18 protein-coding genes and 2 pseudogenes are annotated in these 21566 nt (G+C 72.2%); 6 read left to right on the plus strand and 14 right to left on the minus strand.

Annotated elements, in window-relative coordinates; translation table 11 throughout:
* Window positions 1-140: 140 nt before the first annotated feature.
* The 5 genes and pseudogenes from OIE47_RS05185 to rimP form a co-directional block, all read right to left on the minus strand.
* Window positions 141-434: a DUF503 domain-containing protein gene (locus OIE47_RS05185; RefSeq protein WP_326560344.1), complete on the minus strand. Its 294-nt coding sequence runs from the start codon at window positions 432-434 to the stop codon at window positions 141-143.
* A gap of 88 nt (window positions 435-522) precedes the next feature.
* Window positions 523-3549, minus strand: a complete 3027-nt coding sequence (gene infB / locus OIE47_RS05190; RefSeq protein ID WP_442792052.1) for a translation initiation factor IF-2 — start codon at window positions 3547-3549, stop codon at window positions 523-525.
* 93 nt (window positions 3550-3642) lie between these two features.
* Window positions 3643-3974 (minus strand): annotated as a pseudogene (locus OIE47_RS05195) (YlxR family protein).
* Window positions 3975-3989: 15 nt separating this feature from the next.
* On the minus strand, window positions 3990-5045 hold the full coding sequence (gene nusA / locus OIE47_RS05200; protein ID WP_326560346.1) for a transcription termination factor NusA: 1056 nt from the start codon (window positions 5043-5045) through the stop codon (window positions 3990-3992).
* On the minus strand, window positions 5042-5776 hold the full coding sequence (gene rimP / locus OIE47_RS05205) for a ribosome maturation factor RimP (protein WP_326560347.1): 735 nt from the start codon (window positions 5774-5776) through the stop codon (window positions 5042-5044). Before rimP ends, nusA begins: the two co-directional genes overlap by 4 nt.
* 196 nt (window positions 5777-5972) lie before the next feature.
* Between rimP and OIE47_RS05210 the strand changes: the two genes are divergently transcribed.
* From OIE47_RS05210 to OIE47_RS05225, 4 genes are all read left to right on the plus strand, one after another.
* Complete coding sequence (locus OIE47_RS05210; protein WP_326560348.1) at window positions 5973-6491, plus strand: hypothetical protein; 519 nt, start codon at window positions 5973-5975, stop codon at window positions 6489-6491.
* A 145-nt stretch (window positions 6492-6636) separates the two neighbouring features.
* Window positions 6637-7059: a ferritin-like domain-containing protein gene (locus OIE47_RS05215; protein WP_326560349.1), complete on the plus strand. Its 423-nt coding sequence runs from the start codon at window positions 6637-6639 to the stop codon at window positions 7057-7059.
* A gap of 195 nt (window positions 7060-7254) precedes the next feature.
* Window positions 7255-7794: a PadR family transcriptional regulator gene (locus OIE47_RS05220; protein ID WP_326560350.1), complete on the plus strand. Its 540-nt coding sequence runs from the start codon at window positions 7255-7257 to the stop codon at window positions 7792-7794.
* A 97-nt stretch (window positions 7795-7891) separates the two neighbouring features.
* Entirely contained in the window at window positions 7892-8452 is a 561-nt protein-coding gene (locus OIE47_RS05225; protein WP_326560351.1) for a nitroreductase/quinone reductase family protein, read from the plus strand.
* Window positions 8453-8470: 18 nt separating this feature from the next.
* Here the strand turns inward: OIE47_RS05225 and OIE47_RS05230 are convergent, their stop codons facing one another.
* From OIE47_RS05230 to pcaF, 6 genes are all read right to left on the minus strand, one after another.
* Window positions 8471-9187 (minus strand): VIT1/CCC1 transporter family protein, encoded by a 717-nt coding sequence (locus OIE47_RS05230; RefSeq protein ID WP_326560352.1) that lies wholly within the window; start codon window positions 9185-9187, stop codon window positions 8471-8473.
* On the minus strand, window positions 9184-10041 hold the full coding sequence (map, locus tag OIE47_RS05235) for a type I methionyl aminopeptidase (RefSeq protein WP_326560353.1): 858 nt from the start codon (window positions 10039-10041) through the stop codon (window positions 9184-9186). The genes OIE47_RS05230 and map overlap by 4 nt, the downstream gene beginning before the upstream one ends.
* A gap of 111 nt (window positions 10042-10152) precedes the next feature.
* Window positions 10153-11280 carry an ATP-binding SpoIIE family protein phosphatase gene (locus OIE47_RS05240; RefSeq protein WP_326560354.1) on the minus strand — a complete coding sequence of 376 codons (1128 nt, stop codon included), beginning with the start codon at window positions 11278-11280 and terminating at the stop codon, window positions 10153-10155.
* 581 nt (window positions 11281-11861) lie between these two features.
* Entirely contained in the window at window positions 11862-12362 is a 501-nt protein-coding gene (locus OIE47_RS05245; RefSeq protein ID WP_326560355.1) for a DUF456 domain-containing protein, read from the minus strand.
* 4 nt (window positions 12363-12366) lie between these two features.
* A complete protein-coding gene (locus tag OIE47_RS05250) occupies window positions 12367-14535 on the minus strand; it encodes a putative bifunctional diguanylate cyclase/phosphodiesterase (RefSeq protein ID WP_326560356.1) in 2169 nt (722 codons plus the stop codon).
* A gap of 260 nt (window positions 14536-14795) precedes the next feature.
* Window positions 14796-16001, minus strand: a complete 1206-nt coding sequence (gene pcaF / locus OIE47_RS05255) for a 3-oxoadipyl-CoA thiolase (protein WP_326560357.1) — start codon at window positions 15999-16001, stop codon at window positions 14796-14798.
* A gap of 133 nt (window positions 16002-16134) precedes the next feature.
* Between pcaF and OIE47_RS05260 the strand changes: the two genes are divergently transcribed.
* Window positions 16135-16791: a DUF998 domain-containing protein gene (locus OIE47_RS05260; RefSeq protein WP_326560358.1), complete on the plus strand. Its 657-nt coding sequence runs from the start codon at window positions 16135-16137 to the stop codon at window positions 16789-16791.
* Between the two features lie 78 nt (window positions 16792-16869).
* On the plus strand, window positions 16870-17997 hold the full coding sequence (locus tag OIE47_RS05265; protein WP_326560359.1) for an NADH:flavin oxidoreductase/NADH oxidase: 1128 nt from the start codon (window positions 16870-16872) through the stop codon (window positions 17995-17997).
* A 15-nt stretch (window positions 17998-18012) separates the two neighbouring features.
* Here the strand turns inward: OIE47_RS05265 and OIE47_RS05270 are convergent, their stop codons facing one another.
* The 3 genes and pseudogenes from OIE47_RS05270 to OIE47_RS05280 form a co-directional block, all read right to left on the minus strand.
* On the minus strand, window positions 18013-19257 hold the full coding sequence (locus OIE47_RS05270; RefSeq protein WP_326560360.1) for a sugar ABC transporter permease: 1245 nt from the start codon (window positions 19255-19257) through the stop codon (window positions 18013-18015).
* Between the two features lie 229 nt (window positions 19258-19486).
* Window positions 19487-20296 (minus strand): annotated as a pseudogene (locus OIE47_RS05275) (ATP-binding cassette domain-containing protein); the annotation flags it as partial.
* An 82-nt stretch (window positions 20297-20378) separates the two neighbouring features.
* Window positions 20379-21506 (minus strand): sugar ABC transporter substrate-binding protein, encoded by a 1128-nt coding sequence (locus tag OIE47_RS05280; protein ID WP_326560362.1) that lies wholly within the window; start codon window positions 21504-21506, stop codon window positions 20379-20381.
* Between the last annotated feature and the right edge of the window lie 60 nt (window positions 21507-21566).

Here is a 21566-nt window from a genome sequence, read left to right on the forward strand (position 1 = left end):
GGCCGGTGGTGCGGTGCACCACCGGCGGCCACCGGCCGACTTTTGAACACTACCTGCGAGCCCCCGCGCGGCGCTTCCGGGCGGCGACCCGGCGACGGCACCCACCGGGGCGGTCCCTCGGGTACGGCCGCACCGGCCCCTCAGTCGTCCTCGCCGTGCAACCTTCTCCGGACCGACAAGAGTTCGAGCTCCGGTCGACCGGCGACCAGGCGCTCGCAGTTGTCGAGCACCTCACCCACGTGACCCGCCTCGGAGGCCACCACCGCGACCGCTATCTGCGCCCGTCCGTGCAGGTCCAGGCCGCCCACCTCGGCGACCGAGACCTCGAACCGGCGCAGTGCCGCCACGACCGGGCGGACATAGGATCGCTTTTCTTTGAGTGACCGGGAATCGCCCGGCAGCAATACGTCGAAAACCGCGGTTCCAGTAAACATCGAGTGGACAATACCGTCCGGACACCCCGCATGATCAAGGGGTTTACGCCCACCGGGCGTAAACCCCTTGATCAGTTGGACCTATTCGTCAGGCGCGGGTCTTCTCCCGCATCTCGAAGGTCTCGATGATGTCGCCAACCTGGACGTTGTTGTAGTTGCCCAGGGTGAGACCGCACTCGAAGCCCTCGCGCACCTCGGTCGCGTCGTCCTTGAACCGCTTGAGCGAGCTGATCGTGAGGTTGTCCGCCACGACCGCCCCGTCGCGCAGCAGGCGGGCCTTGGCATTACGCCGGATGACCCCCGAGCGGACGATACAACCGGAGATGTTACCGATCTTGGAGGACCGGAACACGTCGCGGATCTCCGCGCTGCCGAGCTCGACCTCTTCGTACTCCGGCTTGAGCAGACCCTTGAGCGCCGCGTCGATCTCCTCGATGGCCTGGTAGATCACGGTGTAGTACCGGATCTCCACGCCCTCGCGGTCGGCGATCTCGCGGACCTTGTTCGAGGCCCGTACGTTGAAGCCGATGATCGTCGCCGCCTCGGCCGAAGCACTCGCCAGCATCACGTTGCTTTCCGTGATGGCACCGACGCCACGGTCGAGGATCTTGAGCTGAACCTCCTCGGGGATGTCCAGCTTGAACAGCGCGTCCTCCAGGGCCTCCACGGAACCGGAGACATCGCCCTTGAGGATGAGGTTGAGCGAGGTCTTCTCGCCCTCCTTGATCTGCTCCATGAGCGTCTCAAGAGTGGCCCGACCACGGGAGTTGGCGAAGCTCGCCGCCCGCCGCCGTGCCTGCCGCTGTTCGGCGATCTGCCGCACCGTACGGTCGTCGGCCGCGGCCAGGAACGTGTCCCCGGCGCTGGGCACCGCGGTCAGACCGAGCACCATGACCGGGCGTGCCGGTCCGGCCTCGGCGACCTGGTTGCCGTTCTCGTCCAGCATCGCCCGGACACGTCCGTGCGCTCCACCGGCGACGATCGAGTCACCGGCACGCAGGGTGCCCTTCTGGACCAGCACCGTCGCCACCGCACCGCGACCCTTGTCGAGGTGCGCCTCGACCGCGACACCCTGCGCCGGCCCGTCGATCGGAGCGGTCAGCTCCAGCGACGCGTCGGCGGTCAGGAGGATCGCCTCGAGCAGCTCGTCGATGCCGATGCCGGGCTTGGCCGCGACGTTGACGAACATGGTGTCGCCGCCGTACTCCTCGGCGACCAGGCCGTACTCGGTCAGCTGCTGGCGGACCTTGTCCGGGTTGGCCTCCGGCTTGTCGACCTTGTTCACCGCGACCACGATCGGCACGTCGGCCGCCTTGGCGTGGTTGAGAGCCTCGATCGTCTGCGGCATGACGCCGTCGTCGGCCGCGACCACCAGCACCACGATGTCGGTGACCTGGGCACCACGGGCACGCATGGCGGTGAACGCCTCGTGGCCCGGGGTGTCGATGAAGGTCAGCGCACGCTCGTCGCCGTTGTGCGGAACCCACACCTGGTAGGCACCGATGTGCTGGGTGATGCCACCGGCCTCGCCCGCGACCATGTTGGTCTTGCGGATCGCGTCCAGCAGCTTGGTCTTACCGTGGTCGACGTGACCCATGACGGTCACCACCGGCGGGCGGGTGACCAGCCGGGCGACGTCAACCTCGGCGTCGAGGTCGATGTTGAACTGCGCCAGCAGGGCGCGGTCCTCGTCCTCGGGGCTGACGATCTGCACGTCGAAACCGAGGTGCTCACCGAGGAGCAACAGGGTCTCGTCCGAGCAGGACTGGGTTGCCGTGACCATCTCGCCCAGGTTGAACATCTCCTGGACCAGCGAGCCGGGGTTGGCGTTGATCCGGTCGGCGAAGTCCGACAGCGAGGCACCGCGCGACAGCCGTACGACCTGGCCCTGACCTCGGGGGGCACCCGAGCTCATGGTCGGCGCGGACAGGTTGTCGAACTCTTGTCTGCGCTGCTTCTTCGACTTGCGACCGCGGGTCGGCTTGCCACCCGGACGCCCGAAGGCACCCGCGGCACCGCCGCCACGGCCACGACCGCCACCACCCGGACGGCCGCCACCGGCGCCCGCACCGGCCGGCGCGCCGCCACCGGGACCACCGCGGTAACCGCCACCACCACCGGGGGCGCCACCGCCGCCACCGGGGCGGAAGCCGCCACCGGCACCGCCGCCGCCACCGGGACGGAAGCCACCGCCACCGCCACCGCCACCGGGACCGCCGCGGAAGCCGCCACCGGCACCGCCGCCGCCACCGGGACGACCCGCACCGCCACCGGGACCGCCCGGACGGCCGGGGCCGCCAGCGGGACGACCGGGACGCTGGGTCGGCATCGAAGCCGGGCTGGGCCGAGGCGGCATGGAGGCCGGGCTCGGCCGGGGCGGCATCGACGCCGGGTTGGGCCGGGGTCCGCCGGAAGCGGCCGGACGCTGACCACCCGGGGTGATGCCGAACGGGTTGTTGCCACCGCTACGCGCCGGCGGACGACCGCCGGGGCCGGGCCGACCCGGTGCCGGGGCACCCGGGTTCGCCGGCCGGGCGGCCGGTGAACCCGGACGCGGCGGAACGGCGTTCGGACCCGGACGCGGCCGGGTCTGTGCGCCACCGTCGGCCGGCGGTTCCCGGCGTACGGTGTCGCGCTGCTGCTGACGGGCGGCCTGGGCGGCCTTGACCGCCGCCTCCTGCTCCGCCTTCAGGGCCGAGGCGCGCGCCTCGGCGGCCGCCACCTCGATGTCGTGCGCGCTCGCCGGCTTGGCGGTCGGCGCGGCTGCGGCCGGCTGCGGCGGACCCGGAACCGGGCCCTTCGGCCGGGCCGGAGGCGCCGACGGCGCCGTGGGCCGCCGGGGCGGCATGGGCTTGGCGGACACCCGCGGCTCGCCCGGGGTTGCCCCGGGGGTCGCCGACGGAGTCGCCGGAGGGGCTGGGGTCGCCGGCGCAGCGGGAGCCGCGGGGTTCGACGACGCGACGAACGCGCCGCGCAACCGGCGGGCGACCGGCGCCTCGACGGTGCTCGACGCGGACTTGACGAACTCGCCCATTTCTTTCAGCTTGGCGAGAACGGTCTTACTTTCGACCCCGAGCTCTTTTGCCAGCTCGTGAACGCGGGCCTTGCCTGCCACTGCACTCCTCACTCCGAGGTCGTGCGGGCAGCACCCGCAACAACCTCACTCGTGCACTTGAAGCCTGGTCATTTCTGGGACTTCATCGTGTGCTCATGTCGGTCGTCCTACCTTGCTTGCGACCCTCGCCCGACCGGATGGCCGGACGTAGTGGTTGACGCATCAATGTGCTCGGCCAGCGCCCCGGTATCTGGAACACCGGGGATACGCAGCGCCCGCCCGAAGGCGCGGCGCCGCAGTGCCAGCGCGAAGCAAGCCGAGTCAAAGTGCAGATGCGCCCCCCGACCCGGCAGTCTGCGGGCCGGATCAGGTCGGAGATTGTAGCCAACCCCGTCGCCGACCGCGACAATCCGCAGCAGATCGACAGCCGAAGCGCGTTTCCGACAGCCCACACAGGTGCGCACCGGCCACACGCGTCGTACCACTGGGAAAGTCTACCCCTACCCGGCCGAGATCGCTCCGCCCGGCTCCGTCACGTGATCAGCGGACCCCCGCGCACCGGTCGGTGCCGGGCTCGCCGCCTGCTCGTTGTCCGGCCGGATGTCGATCCGCCAACCGGTCAGCCGGGCCGCCAGGCGGGCGTTCTGGCCCTCCCGGCCGATCGCCAGCGAGAGCTGGAAGTCCGGCACGGTGACCCGGGCCGCCCGGGTGGCCAGGTCGACCACCTCGACCCGCAGGGCCTTGGCCGGCGACAACGCGTTGCCGACGAAGTTGGCCGGATCGTCGGACCAGTCAATGATGTCGATCTTCTCGCCGTGCAACTCGCTCATCACGGCGCGGACCCGCTGGCCCATCGGCCCGATGCAGGCGCCCTTGGCGTTCACGCCGGGCACCGCCGACCGCACCGCGATCTTCGTACGGTGACCTGCCTCACGTGCGATGGCGGCGATCTCCACCGTGCCGTCGGCGATCTCCGGCACCTCCAGGGCGAAGAGCTTCTTCACCAGGTTGGGGTGCGAACGGGACAGGGTGATCTGCGGTCCCCGGAAGCCCTTGGCCACGTGCACCACCACGCACCGGATCCGCTGGCCGTGACCGTAGATCTCACCCGGCACCTGCTCCGGCGCGGGCAGTACGGCCTCCAGCTTGCCCAGGTCGACGCTGACGATGCCCTTCTCGGCCCGCCCCTCGTGCGCCTGCACCACCCCGGTGACCAGGTCGCCCTCGCGGCCGACGTACTCGCCGAAGTGCACCTCGTCGGTCGCCTCCCGCAGCCGCTGGAGGATCACCTGCTTGGCGGTCATCGCCGCGATCCGGCCGAAGTCGTGCGGGGTGTCGTCCCATTCCCGGCCGACCACGCCCTCGTCGTCGACCTCCTGGGCGTAGACCAGGGCGGCCCCGGTCTTACGGTCGATCTCCACCCGGGCGTGCGTCTCCGAGCCCTCGGTATGCCGGTAAGCGGTCAGCAACGCGGTCTCGATCGCCGCGAGGATCGTGTCGAACGGGATCTCCCGCTCGCGCTCCAGGGCGCGCAGTGCCGCGAGGTCGATGTTCACCTCTCCTCGCCCTCCACATCTTCGTCGTCAGTGTCGTCGATTTCGGGCAGGTCGTCGTCGTGCATGTCGGACTGGTCGTCGTCGATCTCCGCCAGGTCCTCGTCCGCCACCTCGTCGAGCCGGCTGAACTCCACCTGCACCCGACCGGGGCCGAGATCCGCGTAGGCCCACTCCCCGGACGTCCCGTCCAGGTCGAACCGCACCCGTTCGTCGTCGGCGGCGATCACCCGTGCGGTGACCTGCCGCTCGGTGGCCGGGCGGTCACCGGTCGCCGGATCCGCCGTACGCTGCTCCGGCGCGGACCGGCCGGGACCCTTCGTGGTGACCTTGACCAGTCGACCGACGTTACGCCGCCAGTGCCGGGGCAGGGTCAGCGGGCGGTCCACGCCCGGCGAACTGACCTCGAGCTGGTATTCCCCGGCGATCAGGTCCCCGCCGGTCTCCTCGGCCAGGTCGAGCGCGGCCGAGATGGCGCGGGACACGTCGGCCACCGCGTCGAGGTTGATGCCGCCGTCGCCGTCCACGATGATCCGGACCACGTGCCGTCGGCCGGCGCGGGAGACCGAGATGTCCTCCAGGTCGTACCCCTGCGCGATCACCACCGGCTCGATCACCGCCCGTAGTTGGGCCCGACGAGCCGTAAGATCACCCCGAGGGCGTTCCACGGAGCGCCGCTCACCAGCCCGCGGTCCAGCCGTCGACCGGCTGGTAGCGCGGCCACGCTGCGTCATATCCGCACTCCTTTCGAATCGTCGGCGGCCCGTGCGGGCAGCCATGCCAGTTCGCCACCGGGCCCAGACGCGCCCGGCGGCTGCGCAGAGCGTAACGCGCGGGCCGACCGGCGAGCCGGGCGGCGCACCGGCGGAGCGTTACGCCCGGTACCGGCCTTGTGGCCGGGGTCCGCGGCCCATGGTGTTGACTTGCCCGGTGCGGACCGCGGAGACCAACCAGAACCATCGCGTACGGGGGCGGTCCCGTCGCGACCTGATCCGGGCGGCCGGCCTGGTGGCACTGACCGCCGGAACGGGGTCACTGGCCGCGTGCGGCCTGTTCGGCGACGACCCGGTGCCACCGCCGCCCGACCCGCTCGCCCCCCTGGTGACCAACACCCTCGATCTCGCCGCCCGGTACGACGCCGCCGTGGCGGCCTTTCCCGATCTCGCCGACCGGCTGGCCCCGGTGGCACAGGCGCACCGGGCACACGCGGCGGAACTCGCCCGGGTGACCCGCACCGCCCTGCCCAGCGGCAGCCCGTCGGCCGGCGCCCCGGCGGGCACGGCGACACCCCCCGGCGACTCGAAGAGTGCGCTGGCGATGTTGCGGGCGGCCGAGACCGAGGGCCGGGAGACCATGGCCAAGGCCTGCACCGAGGCCCCGGCCGACCGGGCGGTCCTGCTCGGCACCATCGCCGCGGCGCGGGCCACCCACCTGGAGGTCCTCCGGTGAACCGGGCCGAAGGTGCCGTGGCGGGCCGAGCGGAAGGTGCCACGGTGAGCCGGGTGGGCGGCACGGGGACCGGCGGGCCGGCACATCGGCCGAACGGGAGCGACCGGACGAGCGGGCCAGCGGTGGTCCGGGCGGGGGTGGACGGATGAGCGGGCCACTGGACGCGGCACTCGCCGCCGAGCACGCGGCGATCTTCGCGTACGGGCCGATCGGGGTGCGACTGGCCGGGGCGGCGGCCACCGACGCACGGGCCGCCGAGGCCGCTCACCGGACCCGGCGGGACGCGCTGGTGCTGCTGTTGACCACCGGCGGCGGGACCGCGCCCGCGGCGGCGGCCAGTTACGAGTTGCCGTACCCGGTCACGGATCCGGCGTCGGCGCTGCGGCTGGCGGTCGAGATCGAGGAACGTACCGGCGCGGTCTGGCGGGCGGCGCTCGCCACCACCACCGGTGTCGAACGTGGGCGGGCTCTGGACGCGCTGACCGACTGCGCCGTACGGGCCACCCGGTGGCGGCGCACCGCGGGCGTCACTCCCGCCACGGTGGCATTCCCCGGTCGACCAACCTAGACCGCAGACCAGGCGCAGCGACGATCTTGCACTTGTGGTGGGCCACAAATCCGGACGAGTACCTCGATCCGGGGCGCCACAAGTGCAAGATCGTCGAGGGAATCGGTGGTGGGCGGGGATCGGTGGTGGGCGGGTCGGCCGAGTGGATCGTCAGCGAGTTGCGGGCGGGATACCCGGTATACATACTCGGTAGCCGTGTCCATCCGCTACGGCCTGCTGGCCCTGCTCGAACGCGGGCCGATGTACGGCTACCAGCTCCGATCCGCCTTCGAGGAGTCGATCGGCGCCACCTGGCCGCTCAACATCGGGCAGGTCTACACCACCCTCGGCCGCCTCGTCCGGGACGAGTTGGTCGAATCGTTGCCGGAGCACGACGCCGGGCAGCGGCCGTACCGGATCACCGAGGCCGGACGGGCGGACCTGGCCGGGTGGTTCGGCACGGCGCTGCGCCGTACCGACCGGCCCCGGGACGAGTTGACGATCAAGCTGGCGCTGGCGCTGGCCACACCGGGGGTCGACATCGACGCGGTGGTGAACACCCAGCGGGTGGCGAGCAGGCAGGCGCTGCAGGAGTTCGTCCGGCGCAAGATCCGCGACACCGACGCCGACAACGTCTCCGGGCGGCTGGTGCTGGACGCGATGATCTTCCAGACCGAGGCGGAGATCCGCTGGCTGGACCACTGCCTGGAGACCCTGGGCCGGGGCGGCACGCGGCCGGTAGCCGAGCAGCCGTAGGGGTTCCGGTCAGGGAATCGACGCCGGGCGCCCACCGGCACCGGATCCGCCGCCGTCGGGGGCTTTTCTTTTCCCCGGAAACCGACACACTGTGTCGATGTCCGCACTCGGTACGCTCGCCCGCCGGTTCAGCCACCGACGGTGGTTCGCCCGGACGGTCCGGTTCGTCGTCCCGGTCGACCGGGTGATCGGTCGCCTGACCAGGGGACGGGTGGTCGCGCTCGGGATCGCCCCGTCGCTGATCATCACGACCACCGGCCGCCGCTCGGGACAGCCCCGCAGCAACCCCCTGCTCTTCGTACGCGACGGCGACGCGTACGTGGTGATCGCCTCGAACTGGGGCCAGGCCCAGCACCCGGCCTGGTCGCTGAACCTGCTCGCCGACCCGAGCGCCACGGTCACCCTCGACGGCGCCCGGCTCCCGGTCCGGGCCACCCTGGCGGAGGGTGCGCAGCGGGAACGGCTGTGGCAACTGCTGCTGACGGAGTGGCCGGCGTACCAGACCTATGTGGAGCGGGCCGGCGGCCGGGACCTGCGGATCTTCCGGCTGGCCCCGGACGGCCCCGCCACCGCAGCCGACGACGGCGCCCCGGCGGACGGCCCTGCCGCCGTGGCCGACGATGGCGCCGACGCGGGTCCGCCCGACCCGCGGCCCTGAGCCCGGACCGGTCCGGGGTCAGCCGAGCGGGCCGCCGAGGCCGATCAACCGCCCGACCAGGTACGTCACCACGGCCGCCGCCATACCGAGCAGCAGTTGCCGGGTGCCGCTGATCCACCACGGCCGGCCGGTGAACCGGGCCACCAGCGCACCGGCCACGAACAGGCCCAGCGCGCCGACGCCCAACGCCAGCCAGAGGTTGGTGAAGCCGACCAGGTAGGTCAGCAGGGGCACCAGGGCGCCGATGGAGAAGCAGACCGTCGACAGGATCGCGGCCGTCCAGGGGCTCGGCTGCTCGTCCGGATCGACCCCGAGTTCCTCGCGTACGTGCACCCGCAGCGCCTCTTCGGGGTTGCTCCGCAGCGCCAGGGCGACCTGTTCGGCGAGATGACGGGGCAGCCCGCGCTGCACCCAGGCGTCGGCCAGTTCCTGCGCCTCGGCCTCCGGGTGCCGCTCCAGTTCGCGACGCTCCTTGGCCACCTCGGCGGCCAACTGCTCGTTCTGGGAGCGGACGCTGGTGTACTCGCCGAGCCCCATCGAGATCGCTCCGGCGACGAGGCCGGCGACGCCGGTCAGCACGATGGTGCGCGGCGCGATGCCGCCCCCACCGACGCCGGCGATCAAGGCGATGTTGGTGACCAGTCCGTCCATCGCACCGAAGACGGCGGGGCGCAGCCAGCCACCGGAGACGTCGGCGTGATGGTCCTCTCGTACCGCTGCCGGGGTTTCGGTCATGGCAGGGTGAGGATCTCGTGACCGTCCTCGGTCACCAGGATCGTGTGCTCGAACTGGGCGGTCCACCGCCGGTCCTTGGTCACGACGGTCCAGCCGTCGGCCCACATGTCGTACTCGTGGGTGCCGAGGGTGATCATCGGCTCGATGGTGAAGGTCATCCCCGGTTCCATCACGTCGGTGGGCCGGGGGCTGTCGTAGTGCGGGACGTACAGCCCGCTGTGGAAGGTCTCGCCGATGCCGTGGCCGGTGAAGTCGCGTACCACCCCGTAGCCGAACCGGCGGGCGTACGACTCGATCACCCGACCGATGACGTTGATCTGCCGCCCCGGGGCGACCGCCCGGATGCCCCGCATCATGGCCTCGTGGGTCCGCTCCACCAGCAGCCGGTTCGGCTCCGCCACCTCGCCCACGCAGAACGTGGCGTCGGTGTCGCCGTGCACCCCGTCGATGAAGGCGGTGACGTCGACGTTGATGATGTCGCCGTCCTCCAGCACGGTGGTGTCCGGGATGCCGTGGCAGATGACCTCGTTCAGGCTGGTGCAGCACGACTTGGGGAAACCCCGGTAGCCCAGCGTCGACGGGTACGCGCCCTGGTCGACCAGGAACTCGTGCACCACCCGGTCGATCTCGTCCGTGGTGACCCCCGGCTTGCAGTGCTCACCCGCGAGCTGCGTGGCCTGCGCGGCGATCCGCCCGGCGACCCGCATCTTCTCGATCGTCTCGGCGGTCTGCACGTGGGATCCGCGCCACTGGGCGGGCCGCTTCTTGCCGACGTACTCCGGTCGGGCGATCTGGGGCGGCACCGGCCGCCACGGGGACAGCGTGCCTGGGGTGAGTGGCGCACGGACGTTCATGCATCCAGCCTATCGCCGGGGGTGCGGGCGCTCACCGCGCCGTGACTCCCGCCACGACGGCTTCGTTCACCCCGGCGGGCCCACCCGCCGGCCGGACCGGTCGGGTCCGGATCAGGACGACAGGCGCCGCCAGAAGGTCAGCTCGGTGCCCTCGGCGGTACGGCTCACCCGCAGCTCGCCGAGCGCCCGGATCAGCTCCAACCCCCGCCCCCGGAACCCCGGATCGTGCGCCTCCCGCCACTGGCCGCTGTCCCGTACGGTCGCCACCACCGTGCCGTCGGCGACGGTCACCTCGACGGTGATGGTCCGGTCCACCGGTGCCACCGGATGCTCGATCGCGTTCGCCGCCGCCTCGGAGACCGCGACCACAAGATCGAACAGGTCTTCCTCGCCCACCTGGTGCTCGGTGAGGAAGTCCAGCAACCGCTGGCGCAGGGTGCTCAGCTTGGTCGGGTCCGCCGGCAGGCGCAGGGCGAACCGGTTCGGCGCGGTCTCCGCGAGCGCCAGGATCGCCACCCCGTCGGCCCTCGGCCGGCGTGGTGCCTGGACGAAACGCACCTGGATCAGCTCCTCTATCTGCTCTTCGGCCGGCTCGACCGGGATCGCCGCCACCGGCCGGGGCGAGTCCCACACCGGGCGGAACGGGAAGATCACGTCGGCCGGGGGCGCCACCGGGGTGGGTGCCCGTGCGGGGGCCGCGCTGTAGAACAGCAGCCGCGCCCCCGGCGCCAACCGGGACTCGATCGTGTCGTACCGGGCATCGGGCCCGGCCCCGATCGGCGGGCCGAGCGGTCGCCGGTGCAGCAGGTCGATCTGGCCCTCGGGGCCGAGGCAGACCGGTGACGGGTGACCCGCGCTGGCGTAGCAGAGCCGGCCGGTGTGCGGGTCGAACTCCAGGCAGACCACGATCGCGTACGACCCGCGCAGCGCGTTGCCGAACTGCGCGTTGAGGTGGGTGAGGGCGGTACCGGGCGCCACCCCGCCCAGCAGCTCCGCCAGCAGTGCGGTACGCAGTTGACCCATCGCCGCCACCGCCGGCACCCCGGTGTCGAGCACGTCCCCGACCACCAGCACCAGGTGGCCGTCGACGCTCGTGACCACGTCGTACCAGTCGCCGCCGCCCGTACCTGCGGTGTCGACCGTGGTGGTGCCGGCATCGACGCCGACAGGGAGTTGGCGCGTACCGTGCACCGGACCGGCCGGGTTTAGGCCGTCGTCTCCTGCCGGTCCCGCGCTCATCTCGCCTCCTGCTCCCGCCGGTGTGGAGGGCCGCTCAGCTCTCTCACCGTGTCCGCCCAGTACCCGATGGGAGGAGCGCCGTAACGCTTTGATCATGGTCAGTTGAGCGGTGTGGTGAGCACGACACCCACGGTGACCACGGCCGGAGCGGTCCGGGCGCGATCAGGCGGGGATCGGCGGCGGTAGCTGGATTCGATAATCGGATTGCCCCGACACCCCGGCCGGCCGCATGCTCGTTGTCATGCCGATGCGCGAGGACCGACGAGTGCGCCACCGGTGCGCCGGGTCGTCAACCGCGGCGGGAGCCGGACCGGCCCGCTGAGCCACTCCGGGCACCACAGATCTCCCGGAGACCCGGACACGGGTCTCCGACCGGGCCGGATCACACCGGCCCAGAGCCGGGCCCTCGGACGGCCCGGCGTACGCGACGGCGCGGGACGCGGTCACCTCTCTCACCCGTACGGCAACCGCCGTGCCAACGCCCGTTCCGCGCCGTCGCACCCACCACTGGGCCACGAGATCCGACAAACCACGCTCGGCGCCCGAAGCAGGTTCAGACCGACACGAACCAGGAGTGCCGGTCAGACCACGGCCAGGCCGACCACCCAGGTCAGCGCGATGGCGAGGGCGACGCTCAGTTCGACCAGCATGGCCAGGCCGAACGCCTTGAGCGCGTCCTTGGTCGACGGCCAGGCCAACCGGTTCTCGCCCAGCCGGAGCCGCTCGGCCAGCCAGACACCGAGCACGAAGCCGAGGACCAGGCCCACCACCGGCACGACGAAGAAGCCCACCAGCCCGAGTACGCCGCCGGCCAGCAACGTGCTGTTCGGCACCCCGGTCCGCTTCAGGTTCCGCCCCGGCCAGGCGTACTTGATGATGGTCCCGACCACGGTGAGCGCGGTGGCGATGCCGAGCACCACCCACCGGCCCCAGCCGCCGTCCGCGAAGATCGCCCAGATCAGTACGCCGCCCCAGCACAGCGGCAGTGCCGGCAGCACGGGCATGAGTACGCCGATGATGCCGGCCAGGATGGCCAGTCCAGCCAGGACAGTGACCAGGGAATCGGTGTCCGTCAGATCCACCCGGTCAGCCTGCCCTACGGAAGGCGGATTCGCGTAGTCGAGCGGTTATCTCGTCCGCCGCGACCGGCGCCCCGAAGTACAGCCCCTGCCCGGTGTCGCAGGTCAGCGCCCGCAGCCGGTCGGCCTGACCGGCCGTCTCCACCGCCTCGGCGGTCACCGACAGGCCCAGCGCGTGCGCCAACCGGACCAGGGCGTCCACGATCCGCTCGTCGACCAGGGCGAGCGGATCGCCGGTCCGGATCCCCTCGACGAACGGTGCGGCGAGCTTCAGCGTGTGGAACGGCAACCGCCGCAGGTACGCCAGGTTCGAGTAACCGGTGCCGAAGTCGTCGATGGCCAGGCGTACGCCGAGCGCGGCGAGCCGGCGCATCGAACGTACGGGCTCCCCGGAGGTGGCCATCAGCGCGCTCTCGGTGATCTCCAGTTGCAGCAGTTCGGCCGGGAAGCCGGTCTCGGCGAGCACGTCGGCCACCATGTCGACCACACCCGGATCGTTGACCTGCCGTACGGCCAGGTTGACGCTGACCACGAGGCGGGAGTCGGGGAACTCCCGCCGCCACCGGCTGCCGTACCCGCACGCCTGGTGCAGTACCCAGCGACCGAGTCGGATGATCAGGCCGGTCTCCTCGGCCAGCCCGATGAACTGGTCCGGGCCGAGCAGTCCCAGCTCCGGGTGCCGCCACCGGACCAGCGCCTCGACCGCCCGGGTCGATCCGTCGGCGAGTGCCACGATCGGCTGGTAGTCCACGGTGAACTCGCCCCGCTCCAGCGCGGCCGGCAGCACCGCGGCGAGCCCGGCGCGGGTGTTGTCCCGGGCGCCCCGCTCGGGGTCGTAGACCGCCCAGCGTCCGCGCCCGTCCGCCTTGGCCCAGTAGAGGGTGGCGTCCGCGGCCTTCATCAGCTCGGCCGGGCGGGTCCCGGCGAGTGGGCCCTCGACCAGGCCGATGCTCGCCGAGACCTCGAGCTGCTGGTCGCCGACATGCACCGGACGGGCGACGGTGGCCAGCGCCACCTCCGCCACGTCGATCACCTCCTGCGGGCCGCCGCTGCCGTCGACCAGGATGACAAACTCGTCGCCGCCCATCCGGGCGACCAGGTGACCACGGCCGGAGACGGATTCGGCGAGCCGCCGGGCGACCACCACCAGCAACCGGTCACCGAGGTCGTGCCCGAGGCTGTCGTTGATCGCCTTGAAGCCGTCGAGGTCGAGGAAGCAGAGGCCGACCCGGTCGGCGGGTTCACCGTCGGCGAAGACCGCCGCCAGCCGGTCGAAGAAGAGGGTACGGTTCGGCAGCCCGGTCAGCGGGTCGTGCAGTGCCTGGAAGCGCAGCCGCTGCTGCAACTCGTACCGTTCGGTGATGTCCTCGGCCATGGCCACGATGAACCTCGGCCGGCCGTCGTCGTGCCGGATCAGGGAGAGCGCCAGGTCGGTCCGGACGACGTCGCCGTCCTTGCGGCAGTACCGCTTCTCCACCCGGACGGTCTCCCGCTTGCCCTCGACCAGGTCCCGGTAGAGCTCGGCCAGCGGCTCGGCGTCCTCGGGGTGGCAGAGCGAGGTCACGTCGGTGTCGCGCAGTTCGCCGACGGAGTAGCCCAGCATCTCGGCGAACGCCTGGTTGACGTCGACGATCCGGCCGCCGGTGTCGGCGATCCCGATGCCCAGCGCGGCCCCGGTGAAGACGGCTCGGAACCGTGCCTCGCTGTCCCGCAGCGCCTGCTCGGTCTCGTCCCGGGCCTGCCAGGCCGAACGGCTGATCCGCTCCTGCTGGCTGAACGTCAGCTCGCGCAGCGCCCGGGCGAAGCCGGCGGCCAGGCCACCCTGCAACTGCGTCACCCGGTGCCGTACGGCCGGGGAGTCGGGCCGTTCGAGGAGGACCGCGGCGGCGAACCCGTTGCCGAGGGCGCGTACGGACCAGTCGAGCACGGCCGGGGCGGTCAGGTGCGCCCCGACGAGGGCCCGACCGACGTCGTCCGCGGGTTCGGCGCTGAACGGCTCGGCGAGCAACGCCTGCGCGAGCCGTACGGTGTGCACGGTCAGCAGGCGTTCGGTCTCCACCGCGCTCATCGGCACGAACCCGAGCCGGGCGACGGCGCCGGCCCACTGTTGGGCGTACCGGTGCACACCTGCCCGGCTGAACTCCTCACCGCCGGCCGGTGGTACGGGGGCCGGCACGGCTAGCCGCCGACGTGGTCAGGTGGGGCGATCCGCTGCCCGGCACCGCCGCCCGCCGGTCCACTGTGCACAGTGGAGGTGTTGCCCCTCCGGCGATGTTCGTCAGGCCGTTGCATCGTCCGCCTCAGCTCGTACCGCCGGTCGTCGACCGGATCGATGAGCCATCGAGCATACGCGCGGTCCGCCGCCCCGTGGCTCCGCCGCAGGGTCGTCACGATCCCGCCGATCGGGGCCCGTTCGACGGCACCGGGAGCGTCGCCCTAGTCGACGGACTCCAGCATCAGCGCGATGCCCTGACCGACCCCGATGCACATGGTGCACAGCGCCCGCCGCGCCCCCCGGTGGCGCAGTTCCAGCCCCGCGGTCAACGCCAGCCGGGCACCGCTGGCGCCGAGCGGATGCCCGAGGGCGATCGCGCCGCCGTTCGGGTTGACGTGCTCGGCGTCCTCCGGCAGTCCCAACTCGCGCAGGACGGCGACCGCCTGCGCGGCGAACGCCTCGTTCAACTCGACCAGGTCGACGTCGCCGATGCCGATGCCGAGCCGGTCGAGCAGCCGCCCGGTCGCCGGGACCGGGCCCATGCCCATCACCCGTGGCGGCACCCCGGCGGCGGCCGATCCGGTGATCCGGGCCAGCGGGGTGAGGTCGTAGCGGCGTACCGCGTCTGCGCTGGCGACGAGCACCGCGGCGGCGCCGTCGTTGACCCCGGAGGAGTTCCCGGCGGTGACGGTGCCGCCGTCGCGGAACGGGGTGGGCAGTGCCGCGAGCCGCTCCAGGGAGGTCTCCCTCGGGTGCTCGTCGAGGTCCACCAACCGGGTCTCCCGGCGGCCGGCCGGAACCTCGATCGGCGCGATCTCCTCGGCGAGCCGGCCGCTGGCCTGGGCGCGTGCCGCCCGCTGCTGGGAGCGGTACGCGAACGCGTCCTGGGCGGCCCGGTCGACGCCGTACTCGGCGGCCACGTTCTCCGCCGTCTCCGGCATGGCGTCGGTGCCCCAGCCGCGTTCCATCAGCGGGTTGACGAACCGCCACCCGAGCGTGGTGTCGTAGATCTCCGCCGCGCGGGAGAAGGGTGTGGTCGCCTTCGGCATGACAAACGGCGCCCGGCTCATGCTCTCCACCCCGCCGGCGACCATCAGGTCGGCCTCACCGGCGATGACGGCGCGGGCGGCGATCCCGACCGCGTCCAGCCCCGAGCCGCACAACCGGTTCACGGTGGTCCCCGGCACAGCCTCGGGGAGCCCGGCCAGCAGGGTCGCCATCCGGGCCACGTTCCGGTTGTCCTCACCGGCCTGGTTGGCGCAGCCGAGCACCACATCGTCCACGGCCGCCCAGTCGACCGTCCGGTGGCGGGCCACGAGTTCCCGGATCACGTGCGCCGCGAGGTCGTCCGGACGTACGCCGGCCAGCGCGCCGGCGTACCGGCCGATCGGGGTACGGACGCCGGAGACGAGGTATGCCGCTGTCACGCCGGGCAGCATAACCAGTCGAGATCAAGTCCCGCCCCGCCGGCCGCCCCGACCAGGTCCGGGGCGGCGACCAGGTACGTCGGGCACACCCGACCGGCACCGGTGCCCCGAGCCGGCAAGATAGTTTGTCCCCATGCGCCGGACCCTGGTCGCTCGCGGCGCCGCCGCCAGCCTGCTGACCGGAGTGGTCGTCGTGACCCTCGCCGTGGTCGCCGGTCCGACCTCCCCCGTCACCGGGTACGTCAGCGAGGCCGGCGTCGGCCCCAGCGGGTACGCGACCGCGTACCAGGTCGGGATCTTCGCGGTGGCGGTCGGCCTGCTCCTGCTCGCCGCGGCCCTGACCCCGACGCTGCGGCCGGCGTCCACCCTGCTGGCCGTCGGCGCCGCCGGCACCGGGCTGTCCGCCTCGGTTCCCTGCACCGCCGGTTGCCCGCTCCCGCCGTTCGAGCCGACCACCACCACCGACCTGGTCCACGGCAGCGGCAGCATCCTCGCGGTGGCCTGCGTCGTCTTCGCCATGGTGGCGATCGCCTGGTCGGCCACTGACGCCCGGGTGCTGCGCCGGCTCGGCCTGGTCGGCGCCACGGTGGCGCTGCCGCTGTCGGTGACGATCGGCCTGGCCATGCTCACCGTCGGCCGGGGACCCCTGATCGGGGCGGTCGAACGGACCCTGCTGCTCGTCATCGCGCTCTGGGCGATCGCCAGCGCATTGACAGCGGGCTTCGTACGCGGTGATATGTCACCCGAGCGTCCGGCCGGCTCCGCCGTCCGACATCCGGGCCGGCCCTGACCGGCCGGTCCCGCCCCCACGGGAACCGGTGGTAGCCGCAACACCGTGCCGGCGCCTCCGCCCCCGAGAGGATCGCCGATGACCGCCCGTCCCACCGCCCCCGAGGTCGCGACCGGTGCCGTACCGGCGGGTTCGGCGAGCGCCCTGTTCACCCCGTTGCGGCTGCGTTCGGTGACCCTGCCCAATCGGGTGGCGATGGCACCGATGTGCCAGTACTCGGCCGGTCCGGACGGTCTGCCCACCGACTGGCACCGGATCCATCTCGGTGCCCGCGCGGTCGGTGGGGCCGGGCTGGTGCTGACCGAGGCGACCGCGGTGCTGCCCGAGGGGCGGATCAGCCCGCAGGACACCGGGCTCTGGTCGGACGCCCACGTCGACGCCTGGCGGCCGATCACCGCGTTCATCTCCGAACAGGGTGCGGTGCCCGGGGTCCAACTCGCGCACGCCGGTTTCAAGGCGTCGACCTACCGGCCCTGGGCGCGGCACCGGGGCGGGGTGCCGGACGCCGGGGGCGGGTGGACGCCGGTCGGCCCCGGTACGGAACCGTTCGCTCCGGCGTACCGGATCCCGGCGGCGCTGGACACCGACGGCGTCGCCGCCGTGGTCGACGCGTTCGCAGCCGCCGCGACCCGGGCCGTGGCCGCCGGGTTCGAGGCGATCGAGCTGCACTCCGCCCACGGCTACCTGCTGCACGAGTTCCTCTCCCCGCTGTCCAACCATCGCACCGACGAGTACGGCGGCACCCTGACCAACCGGATGCGGCTGCCGCTTGCGGTCGCCCGGGCGGTACGGGCGGCGGTCGGCCCGGACGTGCCGGTGCTGGCCCGGATCTCCGCCACCGACTGGGTGCCCGACGGTTGGTCGGTGGCCGACAGCGTCCTGCTCGCCACCGAGTTGGCCACCGCCGGGGTGGACCTGGTCGACTGTTCCTCGGGCGGGGTGCTCCCCTCCGCACCGGTTCCGGTCGGGCCCGGCTACCAGGTGCCGCTGGCGGCCAGGATCCGGCGCGAGGCCGGGGTGCCCACCGGCGCGGTCGGGCTGATCACCGAGCCGGAGCAGGCCGAGGAGATCGTCGCGAGCGGGCAGGCCGATCTGGTCCTGCTCGGGCGGGAGTTGCTGCGTGACCCGTACTGGCCGCAGCGGGCGGCGGCCCGGCTCGGTGCCGCCCCCGACCGGCCCGCCCAGTACCTGCGCGCCTGGGAGTGACCGACCGCCGGGGATTCAGCCCCGGCCGGTGGTACGGCGACCGCGTCGGGACACCGAGTCGAGGATGACGGCGGCCAGCAGCACACCTGCGGTGATCATGAACCGGACCGACGAGTTGAGCTGGAGCAGGAACATGCCCGAGGTGATCGACCCGAGCACCAGTGCGCCGAGCAGCGCGCCGTAGGTCGAGCCCCGGCCGCCGAAGAGGCTCACCCCGCCGATGACGGCGGCGGCGATGGCGATCAGGAGGGTGTCGGCGGCCCCGGTGGACTGGCCGGCGGCGAATCCGCGGGACGCGGTCAGCACCCCGCCGAAGGCGGCGAACGCGGAGGCGAGCGCGAACACGGAGATCCGGATCAGCGAGACGTTGATGCCGGCCCGGCGGGCGGCCTCGACGTTGCCACCGACCGCGAAGATGCTCCGGCCGTAGCGGGTCCGGCGCAGCACCAGGTCGACGATGACCACCAGACCCACGAAGATCAACAACGCCACCGGTACGCCCTGCCAGGCGTTGAGTACGCCCACCGCGGCGAAGACCAGTACGGCCAGCCCGACCACCCGCACCAGCGAGGGCAGTACGCCCCGGGTCGGCAGTCCGGCCGCGATCCGGCGCCGACTGTCCACCAGCACGGTCAGGGCGTACACGACCACTGCCGCCGCGCCGATCACCCAGCCGGAGACGCTGTCCAGGTTGGTGTGGGTCAGCCCGCCGATCACCCCGGTGTACGGGAGGTTGATCGTCCCCTCCGGACTGAGCAGGTAGAGCTGCAGGCCCTGCCAGCCGATGTTGCCGGACAGGGTGACGATGAACGCGGGCACCCCGAGCCGGGCGAAGATGCTGCCCTGGAAGATGCCGATCGCGATGCCGAAGATGACCGCGACGATGATCGCCGCCACGTCGCCCCAACCGTTGCGCACGCTCAGTACGGCCAGCAGGGCGGCGGCCACACCGGCGACCGAGCCGACCGACAGGTCGATCTCGCCGAGCAGCAGGACCAGCACGATGCCGACACTGATCGTGCCGGTGGCGGCGATCTGGAGGGCGAGGTTGGTCAGGTTCTGCGGGCTGAGGAAGGCGTCGTTGAGCGACTGGAACACCGCCCAGATGACGATCAGTCCGATCACCACCGGCCAGGCGCCCAGTTCGCCGCCGCGCAACCGCCGCCGCAGGGCGTCCAGCGGGCCGGTGGTCCCCCGGTCGGCCGGGTGTTGGAGACCGTCACCGGCGGGCGGCTCCGGACTCGTGGTCGCCGTACTCATGCCGAGACCTCCCGCCGTGTCACGTCCGCTCCTCCGGGTCCGGGGAGTGGGCACCGCCGGCCGGCGGGCCACCGGCCGCACCGCCGGAACCCGGGCCGGCAGCCGAACCACCGGCGGCCGGACCACCGGCGGGTGGGTCGGGGACCGGGCCACCGGGCGGGCCGCCGACAACCGGGCCTCCCGCCGGGCCGCCGGGACCGGCGGTCGGACCCGTGACGGGTCCGGTCGCGGGGCCGGAGGCGGGCGAACCGGCCAGGCCACCGCCACCGCCCTCGGCGGAACGGGCCCGGCGTCGGGTGACGGCGTTGTCCAGCGCCCCGGTGATCGCCTGCACGATCTCCTCCTGGCTGGTCCGCTGCTGGTCGAACACCCCGGCGTTGCGGCCGAGGCGCAGCACCGCTACCCGGTTCGCGACCGCCTTGACGTCGGCCAGGTTGTGACTGATCAGGAGGACGCCGAGACCCCGCTGCCGGAGTCGTTCGATCAGGTCCAGCACCTCGGCGGTCTGTGCGACGCCGAGCGCGGCGGTGGGCTCGTCGAGCAGCACCAGCTTCGGTTCGCCGAGCAGCGACCGGGCGATGGCCACCGACTGGCGCTGCCCGCCGGAGAGGCCGGCGGCCGGCAGCCGTACGGAGGGGATCTTCACCGAGAGGCTGACCAGCAGTTCCCGCGCGCGTCGTTCCATCCCGATCTCGTCGATCACCAGGCTCCGGGTCAGTTCCCGGCCGAGGAACAGGTTGGCGACCACGTCGAGGTTGTCGCAGAGGGCGAGGTCCTGGTAGACGGTGGCGATGCCCAGCGCGGTGGCGTCGCTCGGTTTGGTGATCTGCGCCGGCCGTCCCTGCCAGCGGATCTCGCCCTCGTCGGCGGGGTTGACCCCGGCGATCACCTTGATCAGCGTCGACTTGCCGGCGCCGTTGTCGCCGACCAGGGCGACCACCTCACCGGGGTAGACCTCCAGCGAGACGTCGGCGAGTGCCTCGACCGCACCGAACCGTTTGGAGATGCCCGACAACGCGAGCACCGGTGTGTCGGCCACCGCCCTCACCCCGTTTCAGATCACGATCCGCCTGAGGAAGATCACGTGTTGCCCGAGGAAGATCAGGAATTGCCGCGGCGGGTCAGGAGATGCCGGCGGAGGCGCACGGTGCGGCGAACGCACCGGCACAGATCTGCGCCACCGTGTAGAACCCGTCCTTGATCACCGTGTCCTTGATGTTGGTCTTGGTCACCGAGACCGGCTCCAGCAGGACCGACGCGACGTCCTTGGTCCCGTTGTTGCGCATGGTGGTCGACTGCGCGGTGAAGTCCTGGCCGGTCGCCGCGTCGATCGCCATCTGCCCGGCGATGTCCGCCTCCGGTTTGATCGACTTGAAGACCGTCATGAACTGGTCACCGGAGACGATCCGCTGGATCCCGGCGAGTTCGGCGTCCTGACCGGTGACCGGGGGCAGCGGCGTACCGAATCCGGCGCCCTTCATCGAGGCGATCGCCCCACCGGCCATGCCGTCGTTGGCGGCGTAGACACCGATCACCCGGTCCCGCCCGATGGCCGTGATCGCCTGGTCCATCTCCTGCTGGGCCCGGTCCGGGGACCAGTCCGGGGTGTCGAACTCGTTGCCGATGTTGACCTTCCCGTCCAGTACGGAGTGGGCGCCGGCCTTGAAGTCGGCCGCGTTCGGGTCGGTCGGCGAACCGTTGATCATCACGATGTCGCCGCGCTTCGGGTCCTGCCCGTTCGCGCTCAACTGGTCCAGCAGCGCCTGCCCCTGCACCATGCCGACCCGCCGGTTGTCGTACGAGACGTAGAAGCTGACCGGGCCGGAGGCGAGCCGGTCGTACGCGACCACCGGCACCTTCTGTGACTGGGCGTTGCTGACGATCGCGCCGGCCGCCTTCGCGTCGACCGCGTCGAGGATCATCACCTTGATCCCCTGGGTCAGCATCGCCTCGGCCTGCGACTGCTGCTTGGCCGGGTCCTGGTCGGCGTTCTGGTAGAGGACCTCGCACTTGGGACACAGCTCGGCAAGCCGCGACTGGATCAGCGGCCGGTCGAAGGTCTCGTACCGGGTCGTCTTGGATTCCGGCAGCAGCAGACCGATCTTGAACCCGTCGGCGACCTTCACGTTGCTGGAGGTCGTGCCGCTACCGCCGCCGTTGTCGTCGTCTCCCCCACAGCCGGCAACCGCGAGCCCGGCCACGAGCAGCGCGCTGGTGACGCGCACGGCGGCGCGAAATCTCGTTGACACGTCTACCTCCTGGCTAGCCGACCCCGTCGCCGTAGTACCGCCGCAGGGGTTTCACATTTG

The organism is Micromonospora sp. NBC_01796, assembly GCF_035917455.1.
In the GTDB taxonomy this organism is placed as follows: domain Bacteria; phylum Actinomycetota; class Actinomycetes; order Mycobacteriales; family Micromonosporaceae; genus Micromonospora_G.

Bases quoted from the DNA above. Each gene is read 5' to 3' on its own strand.
- OIE47_RS05185 (WP_326560344.1), bottom strand. From the start codon at position 434: ATGTTTACTGGAACCGCGGTTTTCGACGTATTGCTGCCGGGCGATTCC.
- rimP (WP_326560347.1), bottom strand. From the start codon at position 5,776: ATGACGCAGCGTGGCCGCGCTACCAGCCGGTCGACGGCTGGACCGCGG.
- OIE47_RS05215 (WP_326560349.1), top strand. From the start codon at position 6,637: ATGAGCGGGCCACTGGACGCGGCACTCGCCGCCGAGCACGCGGCGATC.
- OIE47_RS05225 (WP_326560351.1), top strand. From the start codon at position 7,892: ATGTCCGCACTCGGTACGCTCGCCCGCCGGTTCAGCCACCGACGGTGG.
- OIE47_RS05230 (WP_326560352.1), bottom strand. From the start codon at position 9,187: ATGACCGAAACCCCGGCAGCGGTACGAGAGGACCATCACGCCGACGTC.
- map (WP_326560353.1), bottom strand. From the start codon at position 10,041: ATGAACGTCCGTGCGCCACTCACCCCAGGCACGCTGTCCCCGTGGCGG.
- OIE47_RS05240 (WP_326560354.1), bottom strand. From the start codon at position 11,280: ATGAGCGCGGGACCGGCAGGAGACGACGGCCTAAACCCGGCCGGTCCG.
- OIE47_RS05260 (WP_326560358.1), top strand. From the start codon at position 16,135: ATGCGCCGGACCCTGGTCGCTCGCGGCGCCGCCGCCAGCCTGCTGACC.
- OIE47_RS05265 (WP_326560359.1), top strand. From the start codon at position 16,870: ATGACCGCCCGTCCCACCGCCCCCGAGGTCGCGACCGGTGCCGTACCG.
- OIE47_RS05270 (WP_326560360.1), bottom strand. From the start codon at position 19,257: ATGAGTACGGCGACCACGAGTCCGGAGCCGCCCGCCGGTGACGGTCTC.